Raw genomic sequence first — 21,782 nt, 5'->3', positions numbered from 1 at the left:
CGTCAGGCACACCCTGGATGCAGGTTTTACGACTGCTGCGCAGCCGGACGGGAGCAAGCTCCCTCGCCACAGGTTTTGCGCTGATTTTTCAATTGCCGGTCACATCGCGCATCAACAACCCAAACCGCAAATCCACCGCATCCGGAATCGGCACATACACCGTGTGCCCATCCCCCGGCGCCACTTCAATCGGCTCGCCTTTGATGTTCTGCAACTGATGCAAATCAAAGTGGAAGTTGCCCTTGGGCGTCATCAGTTCCATATGATCGCCCAGGCCAAAGCGGTTCTTCACCTTCACTTCGGCCAGGCGATCGTGCCGTTCGCCGGTCAATTCCCCGACAAACTGCTGTCGCTCCGACACCGAGCTGCCGTTCTGGTAGTTCTGATACTCATCATGCACATGCCGACGCAGGAACCCTTCGGTGTAGCCGCGCTGGGCCAGGGACTCCAGATCAGTCATCAGATTGCGATTGAAGGCGCGACCGGCCACCGCATCATCAATGGCCTGGCGATACACCTGAGTGGTGCGGGCGCAATAGAAGTGGGATTTGGTTCGGCCTTCGATCTTCAGTGAATGCACGCCCATTTGCGTCAAACGCTCGACATGCTGCACGGCGCGCAGGTCTTTGGCGTTCATGATGTAGGTGCCGTGTTCGTCCTCGAAGGCTGGCATCAACTCGTCTGGACGATTGGCTTCTTGCAACAGGAACACCTGATCGGTCGGTGCGCCGATGCCTAAAGTCGGCTCAGGCTGGAACTGTTGAACAATCTCGCCGAGCTGATTCTCCGTGGCCGCCTGTGCCGAGTACTTCCAGCGGCAAGCGTTGGTGCAACTGCCCTGGTTGGCGTCGCGCTTGTTCATGTAGCCCGAGAGCAGGCAGCGTCCGGAATAGGCCATGCACAACGCGCCGTGGACGAACACTTCCAGTTCCATGGCCGGTACTTGCTGGCGAATTTCGGCGATTTCCTCCAGGGACAGTTCCCGCGACAGGATGATCCGGCTCAAGCCCTGTTGCTGCCAGAACTCGACGCTCGCCCAATTCACCGTGTTGGCCTGCACCGACAAATGGATTGGCATCTGCGGGAAGTGCCGGCGTACCAGCATGATCAGGCCCGGGTCGGACATGATCAGCGCGTCCGGCGCCATGGCAATCACCGGAGTCAGGTCTTTCAAGAACGTTTTGAGCTTGGCGTTGTGCGGCGCGATGTTGACCACCACGTAGAAGCGCTTGTTCTGGGCTTGCGCCTCTTTGATGCCGAGGGCCAGGTTGGCGTGGTCGAATTCGTTATTGCGCACCCGCAAGCTGTAGCGCGGCTGCCCGGCGTACACCGCATCGGCGCCGTAGGCGAAGGCATAACGCATGTTTTTCAGAGTGCCGGCGGGGGCGAGCAGCTCTGGGATTGAGAGTGGTGTGGCAAGGGGCATGGCGGTATCGATCGCAAAGCAGCCGAGGATAGAGGGCTTGCCCTCAGGGATCATTGATCTGGATCTATGCTTGATGAACAAACGGATGGCACTCATGCGAACCGTGGCGGACTAAGCATCAAGGAGCGCCTGCTCCGTTGCGGATTGACATGGATCGGACATGAAAGAAACCACGCTACAAAACAGGGCGCTGCTTGTGTTGCTGGTCGTCGTGACCCTGGCCTTTATCTGGATTCTGTTGCCGTTTTACGGTGCGGTGTTCTGGGCGGTCATCCTCGGCATCGTCTTCGCGCCGATGCAGCGGCGGCTGCAATTGAAGTTCGGCTGGCAGCGCAACCTGACGTCGCTGTGCACCCTGAGTATTTGTCTGGTGATCGCGATTTTGCCGGTGATCATCCTCAGTGTCCTGCTGGTTCAGGAAGGCGCGTCGCTGTACAACCGCATCGAAAGCGGCGAGCTGGACATCGCCGGGTATGTGTCGCAGTTCAAGCATGGCTTGCCGCCGTATTTCCAGCATTTGCTTGATCGGTCCGGCGTAGGTGAGTTGAAGGGGGTGCAGGACAAAATCGTCAAGGGCGCGATGCAAGGCAGTCAATTCTTTGCCACGCAGGTTTTCAGTGTTGGTCAGGGGACATTCGAGTTCATCGTCAGCTTTTTCATCATGCTGTACCTGTTGTTCTTCTTTCTGCGGGACGGCGCCGAGCTGGCGCGCAAAGTCCGCACCGCCGTGCCGTTACAGGAACACCAGAAACGCCGTTTGCAGCTTAAATTCAATCGCGTGGTGCGGGCCACCGTCAAAGGCAATTTGTTGGTGGCGATCACGCAGGGTGCGTTGGGCGGCTTGATTTTCTGGTTTTTGGATATCCCCAGTGTGCTGCTCTGGGCGGTGTTGATGGCGTTTCTGTCGCTGTTGCCAGCGGTGGGGGCGGGGATTGTCTGGGCGCCGGTGGCGGTGTACTTCCTGCTCAGCGGGGCGATCTGGCAGGGCGTGGTGCTGGGGTTGTTCGGGGTATTTGTGATTGGCCTGGTGGACAATCTGCTGCGGCCGATCCTGGTGGGCAAAGACACCCGGATGCCCGACTACATGATCCTGATCTCGACCTTGGGCGGTATGGCCGTGTTCGGTCTGAACGGTTTTGTAATCGGGCCGTTGATCGCCGCGCTGTTTATGTCGAGCTGGGCGATCTATGTCGAAAGCAAGCCGCAGGTTCAGCTGCCTTAGGCGATGAGCCGGACGATGCCGATGCGTTGCGACAGGGCCTGGGCGGCGGGAAGCGAGGTGAGCGGACCGCTGATCGGTTCGCCGTCGCGCATCACATACCAACAGGCGAGCAGTCCTAGCTCTCTGAGCGATGCGGGAACGGCGCTGCCGATAACGGACATGATCTGAACCTGGGACATAAGTACCTCCATCGATCTATGGAGCCACCTTACGGACCGCGCGGTTCAACGGACAATCAACGTTCTTGATAGTGGTCATTGATGCCAGCGAGTATGGCGGTCAATCGACTACCAGATCGAGCATATGAACCACTTCCTGCTCGTTGAGCAGGCCTTTGCGCACCAGGTTTTCGGCCAGCAGCGAGAGGAACTTGGCGCTGCGATGACCTTCCAGGTGCTTGAGTTCGGTCAGTGCGTTGTACACCTTGCTGGAGGTACACAAGCCGACATTGCGGTGCGGGTTTTGCGTTGGCATGAGGTCGTCCTTGTTTTTATCAACCTGTTGTTTACGGACAGGCCCAAGCTTGCGGACCTGACATGACATAAATATGACCGTTTTCTTCAATGTGAAGGAAGGGCTTACGTCAATGATGCCGATTCTAGTCGCAAGCACTGTCCTGACAGCGACCTTGGTGACATTTATTCAGACTTCAGAAACAAAAACAGGCCCCGCCTTGCGGCGGTGCCTGTTCCAATTACAGCTGAACGCTACTCGTGTGGGCCTTAATAGCGAGGCTGAACGTAGTAGCCCTGTGGCTGGTAGTAAACCGGTGGCGGCGGTGCATAGACCGGCTGTGGCTGCACATAGACCGGCTGCGGTTGGACGTAGACCGGTTGCTGTACGTAAACCGTACGCGGACCCGAGTTGGCGTACACAGAACCCGCTACCACAGCGCCCAGGACTGCACCGACAGCGGCCGGTCCGACCCAGCCACCGTGACCGCCACCCCAGCAGCAGCCACCGTGACCACCGTGATAATAGTAACCACCGGCTTGCGCCTGTCCGGCGACAGCTAATGCACCGATCAGCAAAGCTAAGACAGGAAGTTTACGGATCATGATAATTCCTCGTTGTTCGACCCGGCGCTTGAATCTGCAAATAGACCCAAGGATTATCGCGGGGATACTTCTAAGACAGCGACTTTTTGAAAATCAGCACAGCCACTAGGTAAAGTTTGTGTAAGGCTCTGTACCGACGTCTTTACAGCCCCGCAATACCGGGGTGTAGACACCTCGCTATGATCGAACAGAACGGGTGCAATGGCTAATCCCGTCTATCTGAAAGTGCATTAAAAGGAGAAGTTTCATGCAGATGAACCCCAACAAAGACACCCAGCTGTGCATGTCTCTGTCAGCACGCCCCGGGAACTTTGGCCTGCGATTCCACAATCATCTGTACGAACAACTGGGGCTGAATTTTTACTACAAGGCCTTCAGCAGCCAGGACCTTAGCGGCGCTGTGGGTGGCATTCGTGCCTTGGGCATTCGCGGTTGCGGCGTGTCGATGCCGTTCAAGGAAGCCTGCATCGCGCTGGTCGATGAGCTGGACGCCTCGGCCGCGGCCATTCAATCGATCAACACCATCGTCAATACCGACGGCCACCTCAAGGCCTACAACACCGATTACATCGCCATCGCCCAGTTGCTGGAAACCCATCAAGTGCCCAAAGAGTCGACCTTTGCCCTGCGCGGCAGTGGCGGCATGGCGAAGGCTGTGGCCAGTGCCTTGCGTGATGGCGGTTACGAAAACGGCCTGATCGTCGCCCGAAACGAGCGCGCCGGGCGGGCAATGGCCGAATCCCTGGGCTATGAGTGGCAAGCCGAACTGGGGGCGCGGAGCCCGCAGATGCTGATCAACGTTACGCCGATCGGCATGACCGGCGGCTTGGATGCCGATCAACTGGCGTTTGACGCTGAAACCATCGCTTCTGCCGAGACTGTCTTCGATGTGGTGGCGATCCCCTCGGAAACACCGCTGATCGTGCGCGGTCGGGCTGAAGGCAAGCGGGTGATTACCGGGCTGGAAGTGATTGCGATCCAGGCGTTGGAGCAGTTTGTGCTTTATACCGGCGTGCGGCCGACGGATGAGCAGTTCAAGGCCGCGGTGGCGTTTGCCCGGAGCTGATAACGGCTAAAGATCAAAAGATCGCAGCCTTCGGCAGCTCCATGGATTGCGTACACCCTGGAGCTGCCGAAGGCTGCGATCTTTTTGCGTCTGGCCAGTTCTATACTGGCCCCCAGCAAACGAAGATTTGCCTCCTACAACAAATACAGTGACCGAGGTCTCCATGCATCCGCGTATTCTCAATCTGGATCAGGCCGAGCTTTTACCGTTGCCTGAGTCGCTGGCCCCGACCGGCGACACCGCCGGCCGCTATCAACAACGCACGGCCCGCATCGGCCAGCAACTGGGTGCGCAGAAGCTCGGTTATCGCTTGTATGCGCTGGAACCGGGGATGCGCGGCAGTCCGTTTCATAGTCATCGGGTCAACGAGGAGATGTTTTTCGTCGTGGCCGGGGAAGGGGAGGTTCGCCTCGGTGCCGAGCGCTTCCCGATTCGCGCCGGCGACGTGATCGCCTGCCCGCCGGGCGGTCCTGAGGCGGCGCATCAGATCATCAATAGCAGTAACGCGGAGCTGCGTTATTTGGCGGTCAGTACCCAGCAATCACCGGAAATCTGCGAATACCCGGATTCCGGCAAGTATGCGGTGATGGATGACTTCAAGGTTGATGCCCAAGGCAATGCCTCGGGGTTTGTCGCGGTCGCCCGGCCGGGTGATGGCGTGGATTACTGGGACGGCGAGTAACTACCAGCACCCCCGATCTCCTGTGGGAGCGAGCTTGCTCGCGATGACGGCGGCACATCCAGCATTGATTCACCTGAAAGACCGCTATCGCGAGCAAGCTCGCTCCCACATTTTTTGACGATGTGTGCCGGTTATTCGAGGCGCGCCAAGCGCTCTTCCAGCGCCGCTATCCGCGCTTCAAGCTCTTCGATCCGCTCAACCGACACGCCGCCACCCGCACCACGTTCCACTGGGTTCTGCCTTGCCGCGAGAATCACCTCAATATCCGCCGGGTCGCCCAGTGCATGCATATAACGGTCTTCACGCTGACCGGCCTGACGCGGAATCAGCAACGCCAGACCCCGGGCAATCAAACGCTCGAGCTGATGCACCACCTGTTCCGCATCTTCGAATTCATGCATGCGACCGCTGCGGGTCAGCAGTTCATTGACCGTTTGCGGGCCGCGCAGAAACAACAGCCCGGTCAGAATCACCTGGGCTGGCACCAGTTCCAGCGCCTTGTCCACCTTGTGTTCCCAACGGTCGGCACGGCTGCCCATTACCAATTTGGTGAAGCCGCGGCCTTCCAGGGCGCGCAGGCTCTGGCCGACCTGGCCTTGGGTGAGGTTCATCACCGGTTCGCGGCTGGTTTTCTGGTTGCAGGCGATGACCAGGGCATTGAGGGTCAGCGGATAGGTTTCCGGGCTGGTGGCCTGCTTCTCGATCAACGAGCCCAGGATGCGGATTTCCGTGCTGTTGAGGCGCGGTTCGTCGAAGGTCGTTTCTTGCTCAGTGCTCATCGCGCTTTTCCCTTTGCTGTCAAAGCGTGCAGTCGAAGCCGCCTAGCGTAATCCTTGCTGGATAAAAGACAAGCCGCAGGGCGCTCGGGCATGGCTATAATCGGCGCATGTTTCAACCCCGCCACAACACGAGACTGCCATGACCATTTCCCTGTACGCCGCCTCCGTCCCGGTTTTCAAACAAATGCTCAACGCCCTGAGCGACGTTCTGAACAAGGCCGAAGCCCACGCCACCGCCAAGAACATCGACCCGAACGCTTTCCTGCAAGCCCGTCTGTACCCGGACATGTTCCCGCTGGTGCGTCAGGTGCAGATCGCCGTAGATTTCGCCAAGGGCGTTTCCGCGCGTCTGGCTGAAGTCGAGCTGCCGAAGTACGACGACACCGAAACAACCTTCGCCGAACTGCAAGCGCTGATCGCCAAGGTTCTGGCCTTCATCGGCGAGTTCAAGCCTGAGCAGATCGATGGCAAGGAAGGGATCGAGATCATCACCCGTCAAGGCACGCCGAAAGAGAAGCGCTTCACTGGCCAGGCTTACCTGCTGACCTACGGCCTGCCGCAGTTCTTCTTCCACGTCACCACCACCTACGCACTGCTGCGTCACAACGGTGTTGAAGTGGGCAAGCGTGATTACATGGGCGCGTTCTAAACCACCCGGCTACAAAAAAGCCCGCCAAGGTTTACGCCTTGGCGGGCTTTTTCATTTGATCTTCTGTAGGCGCCAGGCTTGCCGGCGAAGGCGATCTTGAGTACGCCTTCGCCGGCAAGCCTGGCTCCTACGGGGGCGTGGTGTCAGGCCAAACGCTGCGCTTTTTCGTCTTCACCCAAACACGCCGCGGCGGTGAACAACACATCGGTGGACGAATTCAACGCCGTCTCCGCCGAGTCCTGCAGCACGCCGATGATGAAACCCACGGCCACCACCTGCATGGCGATTTCACTCGGAATCCCAAACAGGCTGCACGCCAGCGGAATCAGCAACAACGAACCGCCCGCCACACCCGAGGCGCCACATGCGCAGATTGCCGCGACGACGCTGAGCAAAATAGCGGTCGGAATGTCCACGGCAATCCCCAGCGTATGCACGGCGGCCAGGGTCAGCACAGTAATGGTGATCGCCGCGCCCGCCATGTTGATGGTCGCGCCGAGCGGGATCGACACCGAGTAGGTGTCTTCGTGCAGGCCCAGGCGTTTGCTCAATTCCAGATTGACCGGAATGTTCGCCGCCGAACTGCGGGTGAAAAATGCGGTGATGCCGCTTTCCCGCAGGCACATCAGCACCAGCGGATACGGGTTGCGGCGCAGTTTCCAGAACACGATGATCGGGTTCATCACCAACGCCACAAACACCATGCAGCCCAGCAATACCGCCAGCAGGTGCACGTAGCCGATCAAGGCGCCGAAGCCCGAGGTGGCCAGGGTCGAAGCCACCAGCCCGAATATCCCCAGCGGCGCGAAACGGATTACCAGGCGCACGATCAAGGTCACGCCGTTGGATAAGTCGCCGAGTACCTCGCGGGTCGTGTCACCGGCATGGCGAATGGCAACACCCATGCCGATCGCCCACGCCAGAATGCCGATGAAGTTGGCATTCATCAGCGCGCTGACCGGGTTGTCGACCACGCTCAGCAGCAGACTTTGCAGGACTTCACTGATGCCGCCTGGTGCGGTCACCGCAACATCGTGCGTCGCCAGGACCAACGTCGACGGGAACAACGTGCTGGCGACGACCGCGACCACGGCAGCGGCGAAGGTGCCCAGCAAGTACAGAAACAGAATCGGCCGGATGTGGGTTTCCTGACCGTGCTTATGGTTGGCGATCGAGGCCATGACCAGCACGAACACCAGAATCGGCGCAACGGCTTTCAGGGCCGACACAAAGACTTTGCCAATGAACGCGGTGGACTTCGCCACTTCAGGGGCGAACAGGGCCAGGGCAATGCCTGCGATCAAACCGATGATGATCTGCGTGACCAGGCTGGTGCGTTTCAAACGGTGCAATAGGGAAGGGGATGAAGCGCTCATAACGGTATCTCTGATTTTTTTGGGTGCAGGGTTCCGTGGGTCATGCAGCAACAAGCCGGGCAGGCCACATGAAAAGAACCGAGGGGGTAACGCGACATCAATGCCAAAAAACTGGCCGATGAACAGGGTGTACGAATCGCAGGGCGCGGACTTTATCACAGGGTAGTCTTGATCCTTCAGCCCTGTGACGATCTGCCGCCCGGTTGTTTAAGCGGATATGTCCGAGCTGAGCCACCGCTGTCGGAAACACTCTGATAAGATTCACCATCCTCATTTTCAAATCCGCCAGTGGGCCTTCAGGCTGTCGCTGGCGTCGTCGTTTTTCTGGAGTTCCACATGCTTCTGCCCATTCTTCTGTTGTCTGCCGCCGGTTTCACGGTGCTGACCACAGAGTTCATCATCGTCGGCCTGTTGCCGGCGCTCGCTCGGGACCTGGACGTCACGATTCCCCAGGCGGGATTGCTGGTGACCTTGTTCGCCTTCACCGTGGCCGCGTTTGGCCCGTTCCTGACTGCGTACTTCGCAAGGTTCGAGCGGCGCAAGCTGTTTATCTCGATTCTGATCATGTTCGGCGTGGCCAACACCGTTGCGGCATTAGCGCCGAATATCTGGGTGATGGCTTTCGCCCGGTTAATCCCGGCGTTGGGGTTGCCGGTGTTCTGGGCTTTGGCCAGTGAGACAGCGGTGGACATCTCCGGACCGGATCATGCCGGGCGGGCCATTTCCAAGATCGGTTTCGGGATTGTCTGCGCGATGGTGTTCGGTATTCCGGTGGGCACGCTGATTTCCGATGCATTCGGCTGGCGCAGCGCCTTCGGCATTTTGGCAGTGATCGCGTTTGCCAAAGCCTTGCTGCTGTATATCTACTTGCCGAGAACCATCCTGCATCAGAATCAGGTGAGCTTTCGTTCACAGTTCAAAATCCTGCGCAGCCCGTTGATGATCGGTCATGTGCTGCTGTCGATCCTGGTGTTTACCGGCATGTTCACTGCTTATACCTACCTGGCGGACATTCTTGAACGCCTGGCCGGTTTCAACGGCACGCTGGTGGGTTGGTGCCTGATGGGCTTCGGTGCGGTGGGGTTGATCGGCAACTGGTGGGGCGGCCGCGCGGTGGATCGTCATCCGCTGATCGCGTCGATGATGTTCTGCGCGTTCTTGATTGCCGGCCTGATTGCCTTGGTGCCGAACATTCAGTCGCCGCTCGGTCTGGCGGCGGCGATGGGCATTTGGGGGATCACTCAGGCTGCGCTATTCCTGGTCAGCCATGTGCGTTTGATGAAGGCTGCGCCTGAGGCGCCGGCCTTTGCTGCGTCGCTGAACATTGCCGGGGCCAACCTGGGGATCGGTTTGGGCGCCATGGTTGGCGGCCGGGTGATCAACGCTGTTGGTCTGGGCGGTCTGGGTTTCGCGGCGGCCGCGTTTATCCTCGCTTCGATCCTGCTGGCCATGGCGCTGATGACCATGAAGCCTCGTGAGACTCTCACAGTTCAGTAAACAGCTCGCGTCGGGCACCTTCGGTAATCGCCACAATGCCGGGGTGCTTGACCTTGCGCTCCACCGAAATGGCGTAGAACGACTCGGTGACCGCGTCGGTCTGGCCGATCAACTCCACGCCGTATTGGCGTTTCACCTCGTCGGCAATCACGCTCGGGCCGATAAAAATCCCGCTGCCGGATTGGCCGAAGGCCTGCATCAGCGCGCTGTCGTCGAACTCCCCAACGATACGCGGTTGAATCTGCTGCTCGGCAAACCAACGTTGCAAACGACTGCGCACCACTGTTTCCGGCCCCGGGATCAGCAAGGGTGCGCCGTGCAGGCTACGGGGGAAGTCCTGACCGTACTGCGCCGCCAGTTCTGGAGTCCCGAAGAAGCTGATCCCGCATTCCCCGAGCTTCTGGCTGTAGCCCTTGATGTCCAGGTGCGAAGGCATCGGGCTGTCGGAGATCACCAGGTCCAGGCGCTGGATCGCCAGGTCGGCGAGTAAACGTTCCAGTTTGTCTTCGCGGCAGGTAATGCGCAGCGGCTCGCTCAACTCCATGGTTGGCGCGATCAGCCGATAGACGATGGATTTGGGCACCACGTCCGCCACGCCGACCCGAAACAGAATCTGTTGTTCATTGGGCTGGGCGCGGAGCATCAACTCCAACTCTCCACCGAGCTGGAACATCTGCTCGGCATACGGCAAGGTCTGGCGCCCGGCCTCGGTGAGTTCCAGATTGCGCCCGACCCGCCGAAACAATTCGATGCCGTAGGTTTGTTCGAGCAAGGAAATCTGCCCGCTGATGGTCTGTGGCGTCAGGTTTAGCTGCTCACAGGCGCGCACGATGCTGCCAGTCTTGGCCACCACCCAGAAGTAATGCAGCTGTCGATAATTCAGCATGTGCCAACATCCCCCGTAGGAGCTGCCGAAGGATGCGATCTTTGCTTTTAAAAGATCAAAAGATCGCAGCCTTCGGCAGCTCCTACACATCAAGTGTTCAGTTCCAGAAGTTATGAGTTCGTATAAACCGAAGTATAACCGCTAAAAATACGAATTTTCCTGAAGTGTTTGTCTCCCTAGAATGCCTCGCTATCGACAGCGCGCCTTTTCGCGCTTGTCCGTTCTATCGAGGAAAGCCCCATGAAACTTACCGCTACGGCGCTGTTGATCACGTCTTTACTGGTATTGGCCGGTTGCGACCAGGCAGAAAAGAGTGCCCAGCAACTGATGGGCAAAGCCGCCGAAACCGCCAAGCAGGCCATCGACGATACGCATAAAGCCGCAGAGCAAGCGATCAGCGATGCCTCCGGCGGGTTGATTGGCAAGAAAGAACAACCGGAGAAAGAATCGGGAAAAACCGAATCTTCGTCCCAGGAAATCTAAACCGTCTTAAAACGAGTCAGGACTGACCCATGGAATACCTTTTAGAACTTGCTGCAAGCCCCACCGCCTGGGTCGCCCTGGCCACGTTGATCGTCATGGAGATCGTGCTCGGCATCGATAACCTGATTTTCATCTCGATCCTGACCAACAAGTTGCCGATGCAGCACCGCCAGAAGGCGCGGCGTATCGGTATCGGCATGGCACTGATCCTGCGACTGGCGCTGTTGAGCACCATCGCTTTCATCGTGCAGTTGACTGAGCCGGTTATCGATATCCTCGGCCAGGTGTTCTCCTGGAAGGACATCATCCTGATCGCCGGTGGCCTGTTCCTGTTGTGGAAGGCAACCACCGAGATCCATCACAGCATGGACCCGGCGCCGGAAGATCCGAAGTCGGCCACCTCTGGCGTGAGCCTGGGCTTTGCGGCGGCGATTGGTCAGATCCTGATGCTGGACATGGTGTTTTCCATCGACAGCATCATCACTGCCGTCGGCATGACTGAGCATTTGCCGATCATGATCATCGCGGTGGTGGTGTCGGTGCTGGTGATGTTGTTGGCTGCTGACCCGCTGGCCAAGTTCATCAACGACAACCCGACCGTGGTAATGCTGGCTCTGGGCTTCCTGATCATGATCGGCATGACGCTGATCGCCGAAGGCTTCGGCGCCCACGTACCGAAAGGCTACGTCTACGCTGCCATGGCATTCTCGGCAACGATTGAGGGGCTGAACATGATGTCCCGGCGGGCAAAGCAGAAGCGACTGACTGCTGAAGCTTAACCGGCGCTGAAAAGAAACGGCCGCCTGTGCTCGAAAGAGCCCAGGCGGCCGTTTTTGTTCGGCTGTCCTTAGTGCGCGGTGGCGGGACGTGTCGCTGGTTGGTCGGCTTTCGCCGCGGGCGCCGATTGCACCGGGTGATGATAGTGACGTCGGGTAATGCGCAGTACTCCCCACAACATGGCGGCGGCGACGGTCAGCCAGCCGGATATCAGCATTACGATTGTCAATGTCAGGCTCATCGGTGCCTCCTCTTTGCCCTGCTGCGGGCGTACACGCTATTCAAATGACAGTCTAGTCGCTGCCATGTTTCAGGCTATTGACCAAAGGTCTCCTGTCACCAACCCGTTCGCTCTATCGAAAGCAAACGACTACCGCTTAAGGCTATACCGCTGCGGCGCGGCATCCTATGATCAACAGCCAAGCCGGGAGTACGGTTGCCTGGCGTCTGAACAAGAGAGTGATGATGGTGCGGGTATTTTCTCGAATTCGAGCTGCGGTACTGGTAATGGGCTGCGTGGCCGGGCTGGCGGGTTGCGCCGGTAGCGTGGCGCCTGAGGTCAAGCGTCTGCCGGAACGTGTGGAGCTCAGCGGTACGTTCTACCGGGGCAAGGCCAATGAAAGCGGGCCACAAGTCCTGGCCAGCCTGCTGTCCCAGCAAGGTGTCGTGATTACGCCAGGGTTGCTCGAAAAGCCCCTGCATTTGCCGGGCGCCGAGGCGCAGTTGCAGCAGAACATGCAGAATCTGGCCCGCGAGTACGGCATGGTGGTCTATCCCGTCGACAGCAATCTGCCTGCGCTATTGACCCAGGTCGCGGCCGGTTATCCGGTGATGGTGCGTTTCACTGAGGGCTCGGCGTTCTGGGCCGAGCCGCGGTACGCCATCCTTGCCGGGTACAACCGTCATAAGCAGACGGTGTTGTTGCGTTCGGGGATGAACCATCGGTTGCTGATGAGCTTCAGTTCATTTGAGTCGTCCTTCAAGGACGCTGGCGGCTGGGCTGTTTTGATCCAGAAGCCAAACCAGATTCCGGCCAAGGTCGATGAGCAACGCTGGCTCAAGGCGGCAAGCGATTTGGGTCAGGCCGGCCAGGAGCAGGCGGCTGCGCGGGCGGCCAAGGCATTGAAGGCTCAGTAGCTCTGTTGGTCATGTAGCTCCGTTCGTCACCTCCAGGGCACCGTCGTGTGCCCTGGGCCTCTTATGGATAAGGCCCGGATGTTTTGCGGGTCAGCCCCAAGGAGGCTTCTATGTCTCAGCCCACTTCCCCAAGCGGCCCTCACTCATCCGAGCATTCGTCCGGCCATGAGTTGGACTTCGATCCCGATTCGCCGGACCTCGCCGATCCTCAGGTCGATCCTGTCGGGCCTGCCAGAGCGCCGAAGGATGTGGCGCCGGGCGAGGACGATAAGAAACCGGCGAAGCCTTACGATCCGCTCGCCGATCTCAAACCCTGACGTACAGTGAGGTGTTTATGTCTACCGATTCGAGTTTTGACGACAAACGTCCGGCCAGCGTCCCGACGACTCCCGAAGACGATATGGACCCGGTGATGGATCCGGACAGTCCGTTAAGGGATCCCATGGCGCGCCCAATGGTGGTGTCGACGGAGCATCCCCATGGCCACAGAGACCCGAGTGCCGGGGATGGCATTCCGGATGACGACCAGATGCCGTTGCCTAACGATTAACGCTGGACGAAAAAAAGCCCCGAATATTCGGGGCTTTGTTTTGGTTGTCGCGGATTACTTTGACGCTTCAACCACACCGCTTTGACGGTGTTTCAGGTTCTTCGCAGCTTTGTACTGCAAGGCAACCGACGGCGCGTTATTGCTCTTGCCGGTTTCGACCCAGCTACGGATCCGCGTGGCATCGGCAAAGTGCGTGTACTTGCCGAACGCATCGAGGATCACCAGGGCAACCGGGCGATTGGCCATGGTGGTGACCAATACCAGGCAGTGGCCAGCGTCGTTGGTGAAGCCGGTCTTGGTGATTTTGATATCCCAGTTGGCCTTGTTCACCAAATGATCGGTGTTGTGGAAGCCCAAGGTGTAGTTGGGTTTACGGAACGAGACAGTCGTTTCCTTGGTGGTAGTCAGTTCGGTCAGCAACGGATACTTACGGGCGGCGATCAGCAATTTGCTCAGGTCGCGGGCCGTCGAGACGTTACGCGGGGAAAGCCCGGTCGGTTCGACGAAGTGAGTGCTGCTCATGCCCAATGCCTTGGCCTTGGCGTTCATTGCCGCAATAAACGCGACGTAACCGCCCGGGTAGTGGTGGGCGAGGGTAGCGGCGGCGCGGTTTTCTGAGGACATCAGGGCGATCAGCAGCATCTTCTTGCGTGGCAGCTCGCTGTTGAGCTTGACCCGGGAGAACACACCTTTCATTTCCGGTGTGTGGCTGATATCGACGTTGATGTATTCCTCCATGTTCTGATGGGCTTCAACCACCACCAGGCCGGTCATCAGCTTGCTGACCGAGGCGATCGGTACAACCACGTCCGGGTTGTTGGAATAAATGATTTTATTGGTCTGCAAATCCATCAGCAAAGCGCTGCCGGAAGCAATCTTCAATTGTGAGGCGTCTCGGGGTGCTGCGGTGGTCTCCGCAGCATCGGACATTGGCGTGATAACAGTCCCTGTAAATGCAAAAAATAGGCTCAGGATGGAAAGACGGATTTTCACGCGGGCGAACTCATAAGGGTGGATATGCCGTTTTTGTAACGGGCTATTTCTTAAAAAGCGACGCATTTTAGGAGTATGTGCCAGGAAAACGATAGGCGCCTGTAAACAAAGGCCAGAAAGTGAAAGATATTTAATGTTGTACCAATTTTGTACCAATCTGGTTTTCCAACTTCCCGACTTCTGACCAGTCGGTAGTGGAGCTCAGCCAGCGAGCGTATGTCGACAATAGCACCTGAACGCTATGCCCAAGCTGCCCTGCGATGAACGCGGGATTCATGCCCGCCATAAGGCACATCGTAGCGCACGTATGACGGCAGTTATATTGGCTGCGGGGCTTTATCTTCAAGGCTTCCAAGGCCTTGGCGAAGTGTCCGCCCGGAGTTGACGATGAAAGGATGAACTCCGATCCGCCCGACGGCGGAAACACATAGGGCGACTCCTTGCGTTTGCGATGGAGCTGCGTCAGTCGGGCATCAGCAATCTTTCTCGCTTCAGTCAGTGCATGCATGGCTCGGCTGTTGAGCATGACCTTGCGGGCATATTTGGTCTTCGTCCGCTCCTCGATCACCCCGTCTACGACGATCCGGCAAACATGCGCTACGCGCTTCTCCAGATCGATCTCATCCCAACGAAGAGCCCTGAGCTCTCCCGTCCGCATCCCGCAATAGAAAGCGAACTCGAAATAGGGCGCATAGATCTGCACTGCCTTGGCCGTGAAGTTAGCGTACATCCACTTGATGATGACGTCGGCTTCGTCGACAGTGAACGGGTCAATTGGCTTTTTAGTTCGGCCCGGCAGCTTGATAGCTGTCGCCGGGTTTCGCTCAATCACCTCATCCCGCACCGCCGCCTTGAACAAGGCGCTGATCCGCGAGATGGCCGTCCGCTTGATTGTCGGGCTCTCCCACTGTGTTTCCCCAATGATCCTTTTCAGCAACATCGGCGTGATTACTGTCATTGGCACGGTAGCCAATGCCGGTATCCAATAGATGTTGATCGAGCCCTTGTAGTTGCGGCGTGTGCCCGGAACGATCTCCAGGCTATTGATCCATGTCTGGGCGTACTGGGCGAACGTCAGGCCTGTGGCCTGCATCAAGTAGCTGGAGTTCGGGAATATCTCGGCGTACCGCTTTTCGTCCAGAACTCCATGCTTGGCCAGGCTGATTACGTTATCGCGTAGATCTGCGGCCGCCTTGATCCCCTTTGGCGTCTGGGGATGGGTGAGAGTTTCGCAGCGTCTTTCGCCGTTCCACGTAAACCGGATGCGAACGGACTGGCCTGCAAGCTCAACTCCTGCGGGCATTCCCATTGGCTTTCTTGCCATGCTTCATATCTCCTGATGCTATAAAAAACCCGACCGTCAATCTTGTTCCACACCCCTTCGGGGATAATTCCGCGCGCCCGTTTTCCTTCAAGGGCTCGCTTTGTGGTTTCGAGCAACATGGCCATGCGTTCTTCTGGCACTTTGTCGAAGGGGTACGTTTCGGGTGTTTCTTCTTTCTCGGACATAGCTGTCTCCATGCCGCGCGTAGCGGTAGAAGGTGGTTATTCGTTAATCCATTTGGTACCAGACGCCGCACTCGACGCCTTCGGCCTTCAGGGATTTGTACATGGCCTGCACGCCGGCATAACGCCGGTTGCCTTGGCCAGCGAAAGGGGGCTGAGGTGAAATGCCCGGGCGTGGTAGGTACTGGCGGCCTGCATCCATCCCGTAATGCCTGCCTTATCCATGGTGCCTTCGCGGAGGAGGCCGACGCGGATGTAAACGCGATCAAGGTTTGCGCTGCCTCCGTCATCCAGAGCTGCTTCCGCGGCGGCCTTGCCAGCTTCGATGGCACGTGAAACTGCCGCTGCCAGTGCCGGGAGCTGATCTTTGGTCATGAGGATTCCTCGCCCGCCGTTCACCGGCAGGCTGGTAGGTGGAAGAGGAAAATCAGATGAGGGGGCGTTGCGAGTTGAGCAAGTGAGCTATTGTTGAATCTTGCGTCTCATCAGTTACCGAAACTACGGTTCGTTTTGGTGGCTGATGGGGCGGTTTCTATTCACGCTTCATGAACGTGATCCAGTGCGTCTTTTCTCGCTTGCCGGACTTGTGTCCAAACAGGGGCTTTTGATCGGTGAGCGCAAGCAGCTCGCTGACCAGAACCTGAGCTTCGGCCCATTTGAATATCAAGATTCCATCGGTGGCCAACACGCGAAAGCATTCGGCGAATCCCTTGGCGATATCGTCACGCCAGTCTGCGGTCAGCACGCCGTACTTGGCGTGCATCCAGCTATCAACCCCGGCCCGGGTCAGATGCGGCGGATCGAAGACGACCAGCTTGAAAGTGCCGTCTTCGAAGGGTAGTGAGCGAAAGTCCATGATGACGTTCGGCTCAACCCTCAATACCCTGCCATCACAAAGGACGTGCTCCTCATCGCGGATATCGCCGAACAGCGTGCGCTGGTCCTGCTTGTCGAACCACATCATCCGGCTGGCGCTGCATGGGTCGAGGATTTTTACCGCGGCGCTCATCACCGCAGCCCCTTGTAGCAGTACACGTAGGCGAACCAGGCGAGGGCGATCATGGCTTCACCTCAACACCTGCGTCACGGTCCCGAACTGAAAACAGCTTGTAGCCGTCCGGCGTGTTTTCCAGGGCGCTAGCGGCAACCAACACCACGTTGACGTCCTCAGTCCCGATATCCTTTGAGTCGACATTGAATCGTCGCTTCCCACGGTTTGGGTTTGGATGAACGCCATCGGCAAGCGTGTAGCCAATCTTCCGATACTCCATGATGAATACCGTCATGGCGCCACCCGCCGGACCCAAACGCAGATCGGACCGTCATCAGTGTCGTGGATCGAGAAGATGAACCAGCCGTTGCCAGGCGGCATGGTCGGTTCCCAGGCGGTGCAGTTGACGAGGCCTTGCTCGAAGTATTCCGTGACCATTTCCTCGGGCCCGTCGCTTTCCAGCTCGATCAGGGAAAATTCAAGGCAGTGCTCAGCAAACCAGCTCTTCAGGATGGCGCTTTCTTCGCCATCGTCAGGCCAGGCCGGGTGTGTCCAAAGTCCGCAATCGTCGCGCTGCACGGGCAATCGTTGAATCAAAACGGTTTCTTCAGGCATGACTGTTCCTTTGCCGCTATGGCGGCTGACTTTGAAGGAGGAGGGTTAGGTTTGAAGCGCACCAGTGGTCAGATGTGATGAATTAACTGGCGTTTTCGTACTCCACCGTCCGAGGAGCGGCTGTTTCTCAATGGCGGTGAGTTCCGCCCAGGAGAATGGCAATGGCTTCTATAGACGACTTCAGATTTGAGTCTCACCAGCTTCTATTAGAGCTTGATGCTGCCACCATGGGGATGATGATGCTGGTTTCATCTGGGTGCGTTTCAGGTCCCGAGTGGGATGCTGCAAACAAGAGGCAGCACGACGCCTATAAATGCTGGGATGCCTTTAACAACCTCCCGCCTGCTATCTGAGTGTCTAATTTGCCGTGACGTCGTTATAGCGGCTGACTTTGAAGGGGGAGGGAGTTACAGATGTACTCCTATTAGGCTGCGGCTGACTTTTCGGCTTTCTTCTGCTGGCTTGCCTTGAAGCGGTCGTATGGCCCGCCGGGCAACGAAGCGATCGCGTTCGCTGCCTTGATCAGCAGATCTCCCAACTGCCCCTGCATCTTCGGCACGAAGTACTTGAAGCGGGAACCGGCCGGGTAGTAGATGTTGTAGGCCATGCGACTGCACATCGTCGACGCCTCATCGAGTCCGCAGCTGCGACCGTACGCGATCAGCTTTTGTCGCTCGGCCTCATCAACCACAGGCTCGTCTTGCCGCTGAGCGGCAGGCGTTCCGAACTGGTCGCAAATTGCCTCCCAGATATCGAATGCACCACCACCGCAGACCCGGGCCTTTCCGGCTATCAGCTCGGCAAGATCATCGCTTAGCTCTCGCGGAAAGCTGATGATCGGCACGGGCTCGACCATCCCGAGCGGATCCTCGCTATGGTGCTTGGCTGCCCGCTCATCAATCCGCTGATCCGCTGCGTTCAGTTGCAGTTGCAGGGCTTGCTCGCGAGCTTTGACGCTCTCCAAGTGCTGCGCCAGCGTGCACGCAAAGTCACCGGCCAGCCGCTCATTGATGTACTGGCGGTAGTCGTGACGCTTCAGCACGGTTTTGAACAGGTTGTCGATGTAACCGCGTCCGCCATCTGGCGTGTTCAGGTCAAAGTTGGGCTCGACCGATTTGTTTTCTGTGGGCATGGGGCGTCCTTACCGGGTCATGCCCGGTCGGTGAATAGGTTCAAAGAATCAGCTACAGTTCGACGACCATTCGAAAGGGGAAATTCATGACATGCTTTATTTGTGGCGAGCCAGCGATCGAAGCCGATGTTGGCGATGATTACGAAGAAAGAGTCTGTCAGAAATGCGGTCACTATCGAATCACCAGCACGGCGCTCATGCTGATGAAAGTTCGCGATTGGCGCTTTGATGAGGAACTGGTAAGAACATGGCTTGAGCATCAAAAGCGTTATGGATTTATCCCCACAATTGATCATCACCAGGCAAGTCGACTGATCCACGCTTAGGCGGGGAGGTCGGGCAGGCCGGTCATTGGACCGCTGAGGTAGATGCGCTTTTCTGTGGGCATGGGGTGTCCTATGTCGGGTCATGCCCGGGCGGTGGCGGATTTTTAGTTTGTGAGCTATTGCTTGAAGGCCGGCATGGAGCCGGATCAAGGAGTGATCTGATGAGCGAGTATCGGAAACTGACTCAGGCTGAACTGTCTGAAGCCCTCAATATGCTTAAGAGCGAGATTGCGCTGTATGTCGCTGACAACGAACCAATGACAGATGGTTCTGGCCATTGGGTGTTCTTTTCCTTGTCAGCACCTAAAAGCATTCTTTCTCGCCTTCGAGTTGGCGGTGATCATCGGATGGCGCTTGGTAAGTCTTGGTCGGTGCCGCGCTGACGCAATTGCCACGTTTCAGAGCGACCCTGGTAATTCGGTCCGGTCTTTCTCGCTTGACTGATCAGGCCGCGAGGCGCTGGTAAAGCTCGATGATGTCGGCAGCGTTGGCCGCGACTAGCGCTTCGGCTTCATCCGGACAGACGCTGTTGCCAATCAGCCGGACCTGGTCCGTCTTGTTGATCGCGCGCCACTCTTCGGCGCCGGTCACCGGGTCGACGAATAGGCCGCGATCGATGATGTAATCCTTGTTGAAGCCTTGCGCAGCCTTCAGCTCAGGCGGTTGCAGCATGCGCAGAGTGATATCCACAAGCACATAGCCGCCGACCATGACCATCTCGGCCGCGTCCTTGAAGTGCTCGGGCAAGTGCTCATGCATGAAGGCAGCGCAGCGGCGAGCACCTTCCATTTGTTCCGGCGTGAGCGTATCCGGCACCTGCACAACCTCAACCAGCGCAACTCGATCCTTTGTCGGCAGGGTGTGCATCGGCTCGGTGAGCGAAATACCGTCCTTCTCGTTTCCGTAGTACTTCACCAGGTAGGCATTCACCAGCCGCTGGTTGGCGCCGGACTGGCATATGGTCGAGAGCGGCGAGTCTGCGACGCGGCCATCACCGTCGTAGAACCCGCCGTTCGCCTGCTCGAAGAAGGCCGCCGATACAGCATGGTGCCCGGTGCTGGTAGCGACCACGCCAAGCGGGTTGGCTACGTCAGCTCCGACCGATCCTTTTCGCAACGTGACCATGTTCGCAGCGACAAGGGCTTGCTCGCCCCTGTTGGCGCCGGTCACCGTGCGGAAAGCATCATCCGGCGAATACCCGCTGCGCTCCCCGTGGTGCGTGAGGTGAGTCAAGTGGCAGGCTGCCAACGCAAAGTGCCCACCTTTGACCTGCGCTACCTGAGTGCGCAGCGGCTCGACCGCGCTGAAGTTGCGTTGCGCCGAGCCATTGGCGCACTCGGTGAGGAATGGCGCGGCGACCGGCTGAACCAGAGCGTGGTGGTGCCGCTGGCGCTGATGGTCGATAGCGATTCGTCCACGCCGTGAGTGCTGGTGTGTGCTGCTGATGTTCCGCGCATCGGGACAATGAACGGCTTCAGGCTGGTTAGCACATGGCGCCAGCAACCCTTGGCCACGCGACGCATGGTGTTCACCGCCATCGGCTTTTCGCGGAAGATCGTGCGCCCCAGGTTGCTCCAGTCGATGCACTCGGCGGCGGTACGCCAAGGTTGCTGTTTCGCCGTCGGCGTTTTGTGGCGTTTCGCAGCGGGCCAGATGATTGGTTTGCCGTCACTGCGCGCCACCAGGTAGAGGCGCTTGCGGATGGTCGGAGCCCCGGCATTGGCCGCGATGCGCTCGCGCCACTCGACGTTGTAGCCCAGACCACGTACCAGGCTTTCGACAGGCACGTACTCGCCGATCGACTCGAGAATCTCCGGCATGTCCGGGTGGTCTGCGGGCAACCCATTACTAAGCGCTGCAATGAACGACTTGAAGGTTCGGCCTCGCTCAGCCTTGATTGGCTGGCCTTCCTCGTCGATCGGACCCCAGTCGCAAAACTCCTCGACGTTCTCCAGGAACATCAGGCGCGGCCGGGTAGCGTGTGCCCAACGCACAACAACCCAGGCCAGGCCGCGTACTCCGCGATCGCGAGGTGCTCCGCCCTTTGCCTTGCTGTGGTGGCGGCAGTCCGGCGAAGCCCAGAGAATGCCAACGGGCTGGCCACCGGTGGCAAGCACAGGGTCAACTTCGAATACATCTGCCACGTAGTGCGCTGTATTCGGGTGATTGGCGCGGTGCACAGCCAAGGCGATGGGATTGTGGTTCACCGCGACATCCGGCTCGCGGTACGCCCGGGCAATACCGGTGCTGGCGCCACCGCCACCGGCGAACAAGTCAACCACCAGCTCTTTTTCGAACGGCAGGCCTATGCTCTGCTGGCCATGGATGAACTGGGGTTTCTTCTGGTGTGCGGACATAAGGCATCCTCGCCGGCTGGCGTGATTCAGTTAGTTGGAGTATTTGTTTATGTCGAACTCATCCTGGCTGGAGGCCGACATGAGATTGCAAAGTGATATCGATGCACTCGAGGCGATCGAGGAAGACGCTCGATTGATGCTCAAGCGAATCGGGATTCCCGACGATAAGCAGAAGCTTGAGGTGGTCATTTGCCTGAGGCAGATCATTGAGCTGGCGAACTACAGGAAAGCGATCGACCGATTTTCGGAGTCGTCTGCGAGATAAGTGCGTGCG

At 58.2% G+C, this 21,782-nt stretch carries 29 protein-coding genes and 1 pseudogene; 14 read left to right on the top strand and 16 right to left on the bottom strand.

Translation table 11 applies throughout. From position 1 onward, the window contains the following. Nucleotides 1-88: 88 nt before the first annotated feature. Complete coding sequence (yegQ, locus tag RHM58_RS31410) at nt 89-1,426, bottom strand: tRNA 5-hydroxyuridine modification protein YegQ (RefSeq protein ID WP_322269117.1); 1,338 nt, start codon at nt 1,424-1,426, stop codon at nt 89-91. A gap of 160 nt (nt 1,427-1,586) precedes the next feature. Here yegQ and RHM58_RS31405 point away from each other — a divergent pair, with 160 nt between their 5' ends. Next, nucleotides 1,587-2,648, top strand: coding sequence for an AI-2E family transporter (locus tag RHM58_RS31405; protein WP_201204753.1), 1,062 nt, complete (start codon nt 1,587-1,589; stop codon nt 2,646-2,648). Here the strand turns inward: RHM58_RS31405 and RHM58_RS31400 are convergent. From RHM58_RS31400 to RHM58_RS31390, 3 genes are all read right to left on the bottom strand, one after another. Beyond that, complete coding sequence (locus RHM58_RS31400; protein WP_201204751.1) at nt 2,645-2,827, bottom strand: hypothetical protein; 183 nt, start codon at nt 2,825-2,827, stop codon at nt 2,645-2,647. The genes RHM58_RS31405 and RHM58_RS31400 overlap by 4 nt on opposite strands. 100 nt (nt 2,828-2,927) lie before the next feature. Next, complete coding sequence (locus tag RHM58_RS31395; protein WP_123409983.1) at nt 2,928-3,122, bottom strand: hypothetical protein; 195 nt, start codon at nt 3,120-3,122, stop codon at nt 2,928-2,930. A gap of 248 nt (nt 3,123-3,370) precedes the next feature. Further along, the gene (locus RHM58_RS31390) at nt 3,371-3,706 is read right to left on the bottom strand and encodes a hypothetical protein (RefSeq protein WP_201255449.1); all 336 of its coding nucleotides are present in this window, start codon (nt 3,704-3,706) and stop codon (nt 3,371-3,373) included. Between the two features lie 247 nt (nt 3,707-3,953). Here RHM58_RS31390 and RHM58_RS31385 point away from each other — a divergent pair, with 247 nt between their 5' ends. Continuing rightward, nucleotides 3,954-4,772 carry a shikimate 5-dehydrogenase gene (locus RHM58_RS31385; RefSeq protein ID WP_201255450.1) on the top strand — a complete coding sequence of 273 codons (819 nt, stop codon included), beginning with the start codon at nt 3,954-3,956 and terminating at the stop codon, nt 4,770-4,772. A 163-nt stretch (nt 4,773-4,935) separates the two neighbouring features. After that, nucleotides 4,936-5,454 (top strand): cupin domain-containing protein, encoded by a 519-nt coding sequence (locus tag RHM58_RS31380; protein ID WP_201255451.1) that lies wholly within the window; start codon nt 4,936-4,938, stop codon nt 5,452-5,454. Between the two features lie 131 nt (nt 5,455-5,585). Here RHM58_RS31380 and RHM58_RS31375 read toward each other — a convergent pair whose 3' ends face one another. After that, a complete protein-coding gene (locus tag RHM58_RS31375) occupies nt 5,586-6,233 on the bottom strand; it encodes a YceH family protein (protein ID WP_201204742.1) in 648 nt (215 codons plus the stop codon). Nucleotides 6,234-6,372: 139 nt separating this feature from the next. On the opposite strand from RHM58_RS31375, the gene RHM58_RS31370 reads away from it, so the two are divergent. Next, entirely contained in the window at nt 6,373-6,882 is a 510-nt protein-coding gene (locus RHM58_RS31370) for a DUF1993 domain-containing protein (RefSeq protein WP_201197038.1), read from the top strand. A 143-nt stretch (nt 6,883-7,025) separates the two neighbouring features. On the opposite strand, the gene sstT is transcribed toward RHM58_RS31370, so the two are convergent. After that, the gene (sstT, locus tag RHM58_RS31365) at nt 7,026-8,258 is read right to left on the bottom strand and encodes a serine/threonine transporter SstT (RefSeq protein ID WP_201255452.1); all 1,233 of its coding nucleotides are present in this window, start codon (nt 8,256-8,258) and stop codon (nt 7,026-7,028) included. Nucleotides 8,259-8,594: 336 nt separating this feature from the next. On the opposite strand from sstT, the gene RHM58_RS31360 reads away from it, so the two are divergent. Continuing rightward, nucleotides 8,595-9,755 carry an MFS transporter gene (locus tag RHM58_RS31360; RefSeq protein WP_201255453.1) on the top strand — a complete coding sequence of 387 codons (1,161 nt, stop codon included), beginning with the start codon at nt 8,595-8,597 and terminating at the stop codon, nt 9,753-9,755. Here RHM58_RS31360 and nhaR read toward each other — a convergent pair. Beyond that, nucleotides 9,742-10,641, bottom strand: coding sequence for a transcriptional activator NhaR (gene nhaR, locus RHM58_RS31355; RefSeq protein ID WP_201255454.1), 900 nt, complete (start codon nt 10,639-10,641; stop codon nt 9,742-9,744). The genes RHM58_RS31360 and nhaR overlap by 14 nt on opposite strands. Before the next feature lie 240 nt (nt 10,642-10,881). Between nhaR and RHM58_RS31350 the strand changes: the two genes are divergently transcribed. Both RHM58_RS31350 and RHM58_RS31345 read left to right on the top strand, forming a co-directional pair. Then, nucleotides 10,882-11,124 carry a hypothetical protein gene (locus tag RHM58_RS31350; protein WP_322269116.1) on the top strand — a complete coding sequence of 81 codons (243 nt, stop codon included), beginning with the start codon at nt 10,882-10,884 and terminating at the stop codon, nt 11,122-11,124. A gap of 29 nt (nt 11,125-11,153) precedes the next feature. After that, nucleotides 11,154-11,903 (top strand): TerC family protein, encoded by a 750-nt coding sequence (locus RHM58_RS31345; RefSeq protein WP_322269115.1) that lies wholly within the window; start codon nt 11,154-11,156, stop codon nt 11,901-11,903. 68 nt (nt 11,904-11,971) lie between these two features. On the opposite strand, the gene RHM58_RS31340 is transcribed toward RHM58_RS31345, so the two are convergent. Then, nucleotides 11,972-12,142: a hypothetical protein gene (locus RHM58_RS31340; RefSeq protein ID WP_201204730.1), complete on the bottom strand. Its 171-nt coding sequence runs from the start codon at nt 12,140-12,142 to the stop codon at nt 11,972-11,974. 167 nt (nt 12,143-12,309) lie between these two features. On the opposite strand from RHM58_RS31340, the gene RHM58_RS31335 reads away from it, so the two are divergent. The 3 genes from RHM58_RS31335 (at nt 12,310) to RHM58_RS31325 (ending at nt 13,588) form a co-directional block, all read left to right on the top strand. After that, entirely contained in the window at nt 12,310-13,038 is a 729-nt protein-coding gene (locus RHM58_RS31335) for a peptidase C39 family protein (protein ID WP_322269114.1), read from the top strand. A 110-nt stretch (nt 13,039-13,148) separates the two neighbouring features. After that, nucleotides 13,149-13,355: a DUF6021 family protein gene (locus RHM58_RS31330; RefSeq protein ID WP_322269113.1), complete on the top strand. Its 207-nt coding sequence runs from the start codon at nt 13,149-13,151 to the stop codon at nt 13,353-13,355. A gap of 17 nt (nt 13,356-13,372) precedes the next feature. Further along, on the top strand, nt 13,373-13,588 hold the full coding sequence (locus RHM58_RS31325) for a hypothetical protein (protein ID WP_322269112.1): 216 nt from the start codon (nt 13,373-13,375) through the stop codon (nt 13,586-13,588). A gap of 54 nt (nt 13,589-13,642) precedes the next feature. On the opposite strand, the gene pbpG is transcribed toward RHM58_RS31325, so the two are convergent. The 6 genes from pbpG to RHM58_RS31295 form a co-directional block, all read right to left on the bottom strand. Further along, on the bottom strand, nt 13,643-14,581 hold the full coding sequence (pbpG, locus tag RHM58_RS31320) for a D-alanyl-D-alanine endopeptidase (RefSeq protein WP_322269111.1): 939 nt from the start codon (nt 14,579-14,581) through the stop codon (nt 13,643-13,645). A 130-nt stretch (nt 14,582-14,711) separates the two neighbouring features. Continuing rightward, nucleotides 14,712-15,905: a tyrosine-type recombinase/integrase gene (locus tag RHM58_RS31315; RefSeq protein WP_322269110.1), complete on the bottom strand. Its 1,194-nt coding sequence runs from the start codon at nt 15,903-15,905 to the stop codon at nt 14,712-14,714. Between the two features lie 272 nt (nt 15,906-16,177). After that, on the bottom strand, nt 16,178-16,462 hold the full coding sequence (locus tag RHM58_RS31310) for a hypothetical protein (RefSeq protein ID WP_322269109.1): 285 nt from the start codon (nt 16,460-16,462) through the stop codon (nt 16,178-16,180). Between the two features lie 157 nt (nt 16,463-16,619). Beyond that, nucleotides 16,620-17,096, bottom strand: a complete 477-nt coding sequence (locus RHM58_RS31305; protein WP_322269108.1) for an SAM-dependent methyltransferase — start codon at nt 17,094-17,096, stop codon at nt 16,620-16,622. 49 nt (nt 17,097-17,145) lie between these two features. Beyond that, on the bottom strand, nt 17,146-17,373 hold the full coding sequence (locus RHM58_RS31300) for a hypothetical protein (RefSeq protein WP_322269107.1): 228 nt from the start codon (nt 17,371-17,373) through the stop codon (nt 17,146-17,148). Continuing rightward, on the bottom strand, nt 17,370-17,693 hold the full coding sequence (locus RHM58_RS31295) for a hypothetical protein (RefSeq protein WP_322269106.1): 324 nt from the start codon (nt 17,691-17,693) through the stop codon (nt 17,370-17,372). The genes RHM58_RS31300 and RHM58_RS31295 overlap by 4 nt, the downstream gene beginning before the upstream one ends. Before the next feature lie 161 nt (nt 17,694-17,854). Between RHM58_RS31295 and RHM58_RS31290 the strand changes: the two genes are divergently transcribed. Continuing rightward, nucleotides 17,855-18,046, top strand: a complete 192-nt coding sequence (locus RHM58_RS31290; protein ID WP_322269105.1) for a hypothetical protein — start codon at nt 17,855-17,857, stop codon at nt 18,044-18,046. Between the two features lie 71 nt (nt 18,047-18,117). Here the strand turns inward: RHM58_RS31290 and RHM58_RS31285 are convergent, their stop codons facing one another. Beyond that, nucleotides 18,118-18,825, bottom strand: coding sequence for a hypothetical protein (locus RHM58_RS31285; protein ID WP_322269104.1), 708 nt, complete (start codon nt 18,823-18,825; stop codon nt 18,118-18,120). An 86-nt stretch (nt 18,826-18,911) separates the two neighbouring features. Here RHM58_RS31285 and RHM58_RS31280 point away from each other — a divergent pair, with 86 nt between their 5' ends. Together RHM58_RS31280 and RHM58_RS31275 are read left to right on the top strand one after the other, a co-directional pair. Then, complete coding sequence (locus tag RHM58_RS31280; RefSeq protein WP_322269103.1) at nt 18,912-19,151, top strand: hypothetical protein; 240 nt, start codon at nt 18,912-18,914, stop codon at nt 19,149-19,151. A 161-nt stretch (nt 19,152-19,312) separates the two neighbouring features. Beyond that, nucleotides 19,313-19,534: a hypothetical protein gene (locus tag RHM58_RS31275; RefSeq protein ID WP_322269102.1), complete on the top strand. Its 222-nt coding sequence runs from the start codon at nt 19,313-19,315 to the stop codon at nt 19,532-19,534. 61 nt (nt 19,535-19,595) lie between these two features. Here the strand turns inward: RHM58_RS31275 and RHM58_RS31270 are convergent. Beyond that, nucleotides 19,596-21,508: pseudogene (locus RHM58_RS31270) on the bottom strand (DNA cytosine methyltransferase). A 49-nt stretch (nt 21,509-21,557) separates the two neighbouring features. Between RHM58_RS31270 and RHM58_RS31265 the strand changes: the two are divergent. After that, nucleotides 21,558-21,773 (top strand): hypothetical protein, encoded by a 216-nt coding sequence (locus RHM58_RS31265; RefSeq protein ID WP_322269101.1) that lies wholly within the window; start codon nt 21,558-21,560, stop codon nt 21,771-21,773. The last annotated feature ends 9 nt before the right edge of the window (nt 21,774-21,782 follow it).

Source organism: Pseudomonas sp. 10S4 (genome assembly GCF_034344865.1).
Lineage (GTDB): Bacteria > Pseudomonadota > Gammaproteobacteria > Pseudomonadales > Pseudomonadaceae > Aquipseudomonas.
This window is presented reverse-complemented; position numbering and strand designations above follow the sequence as displayed.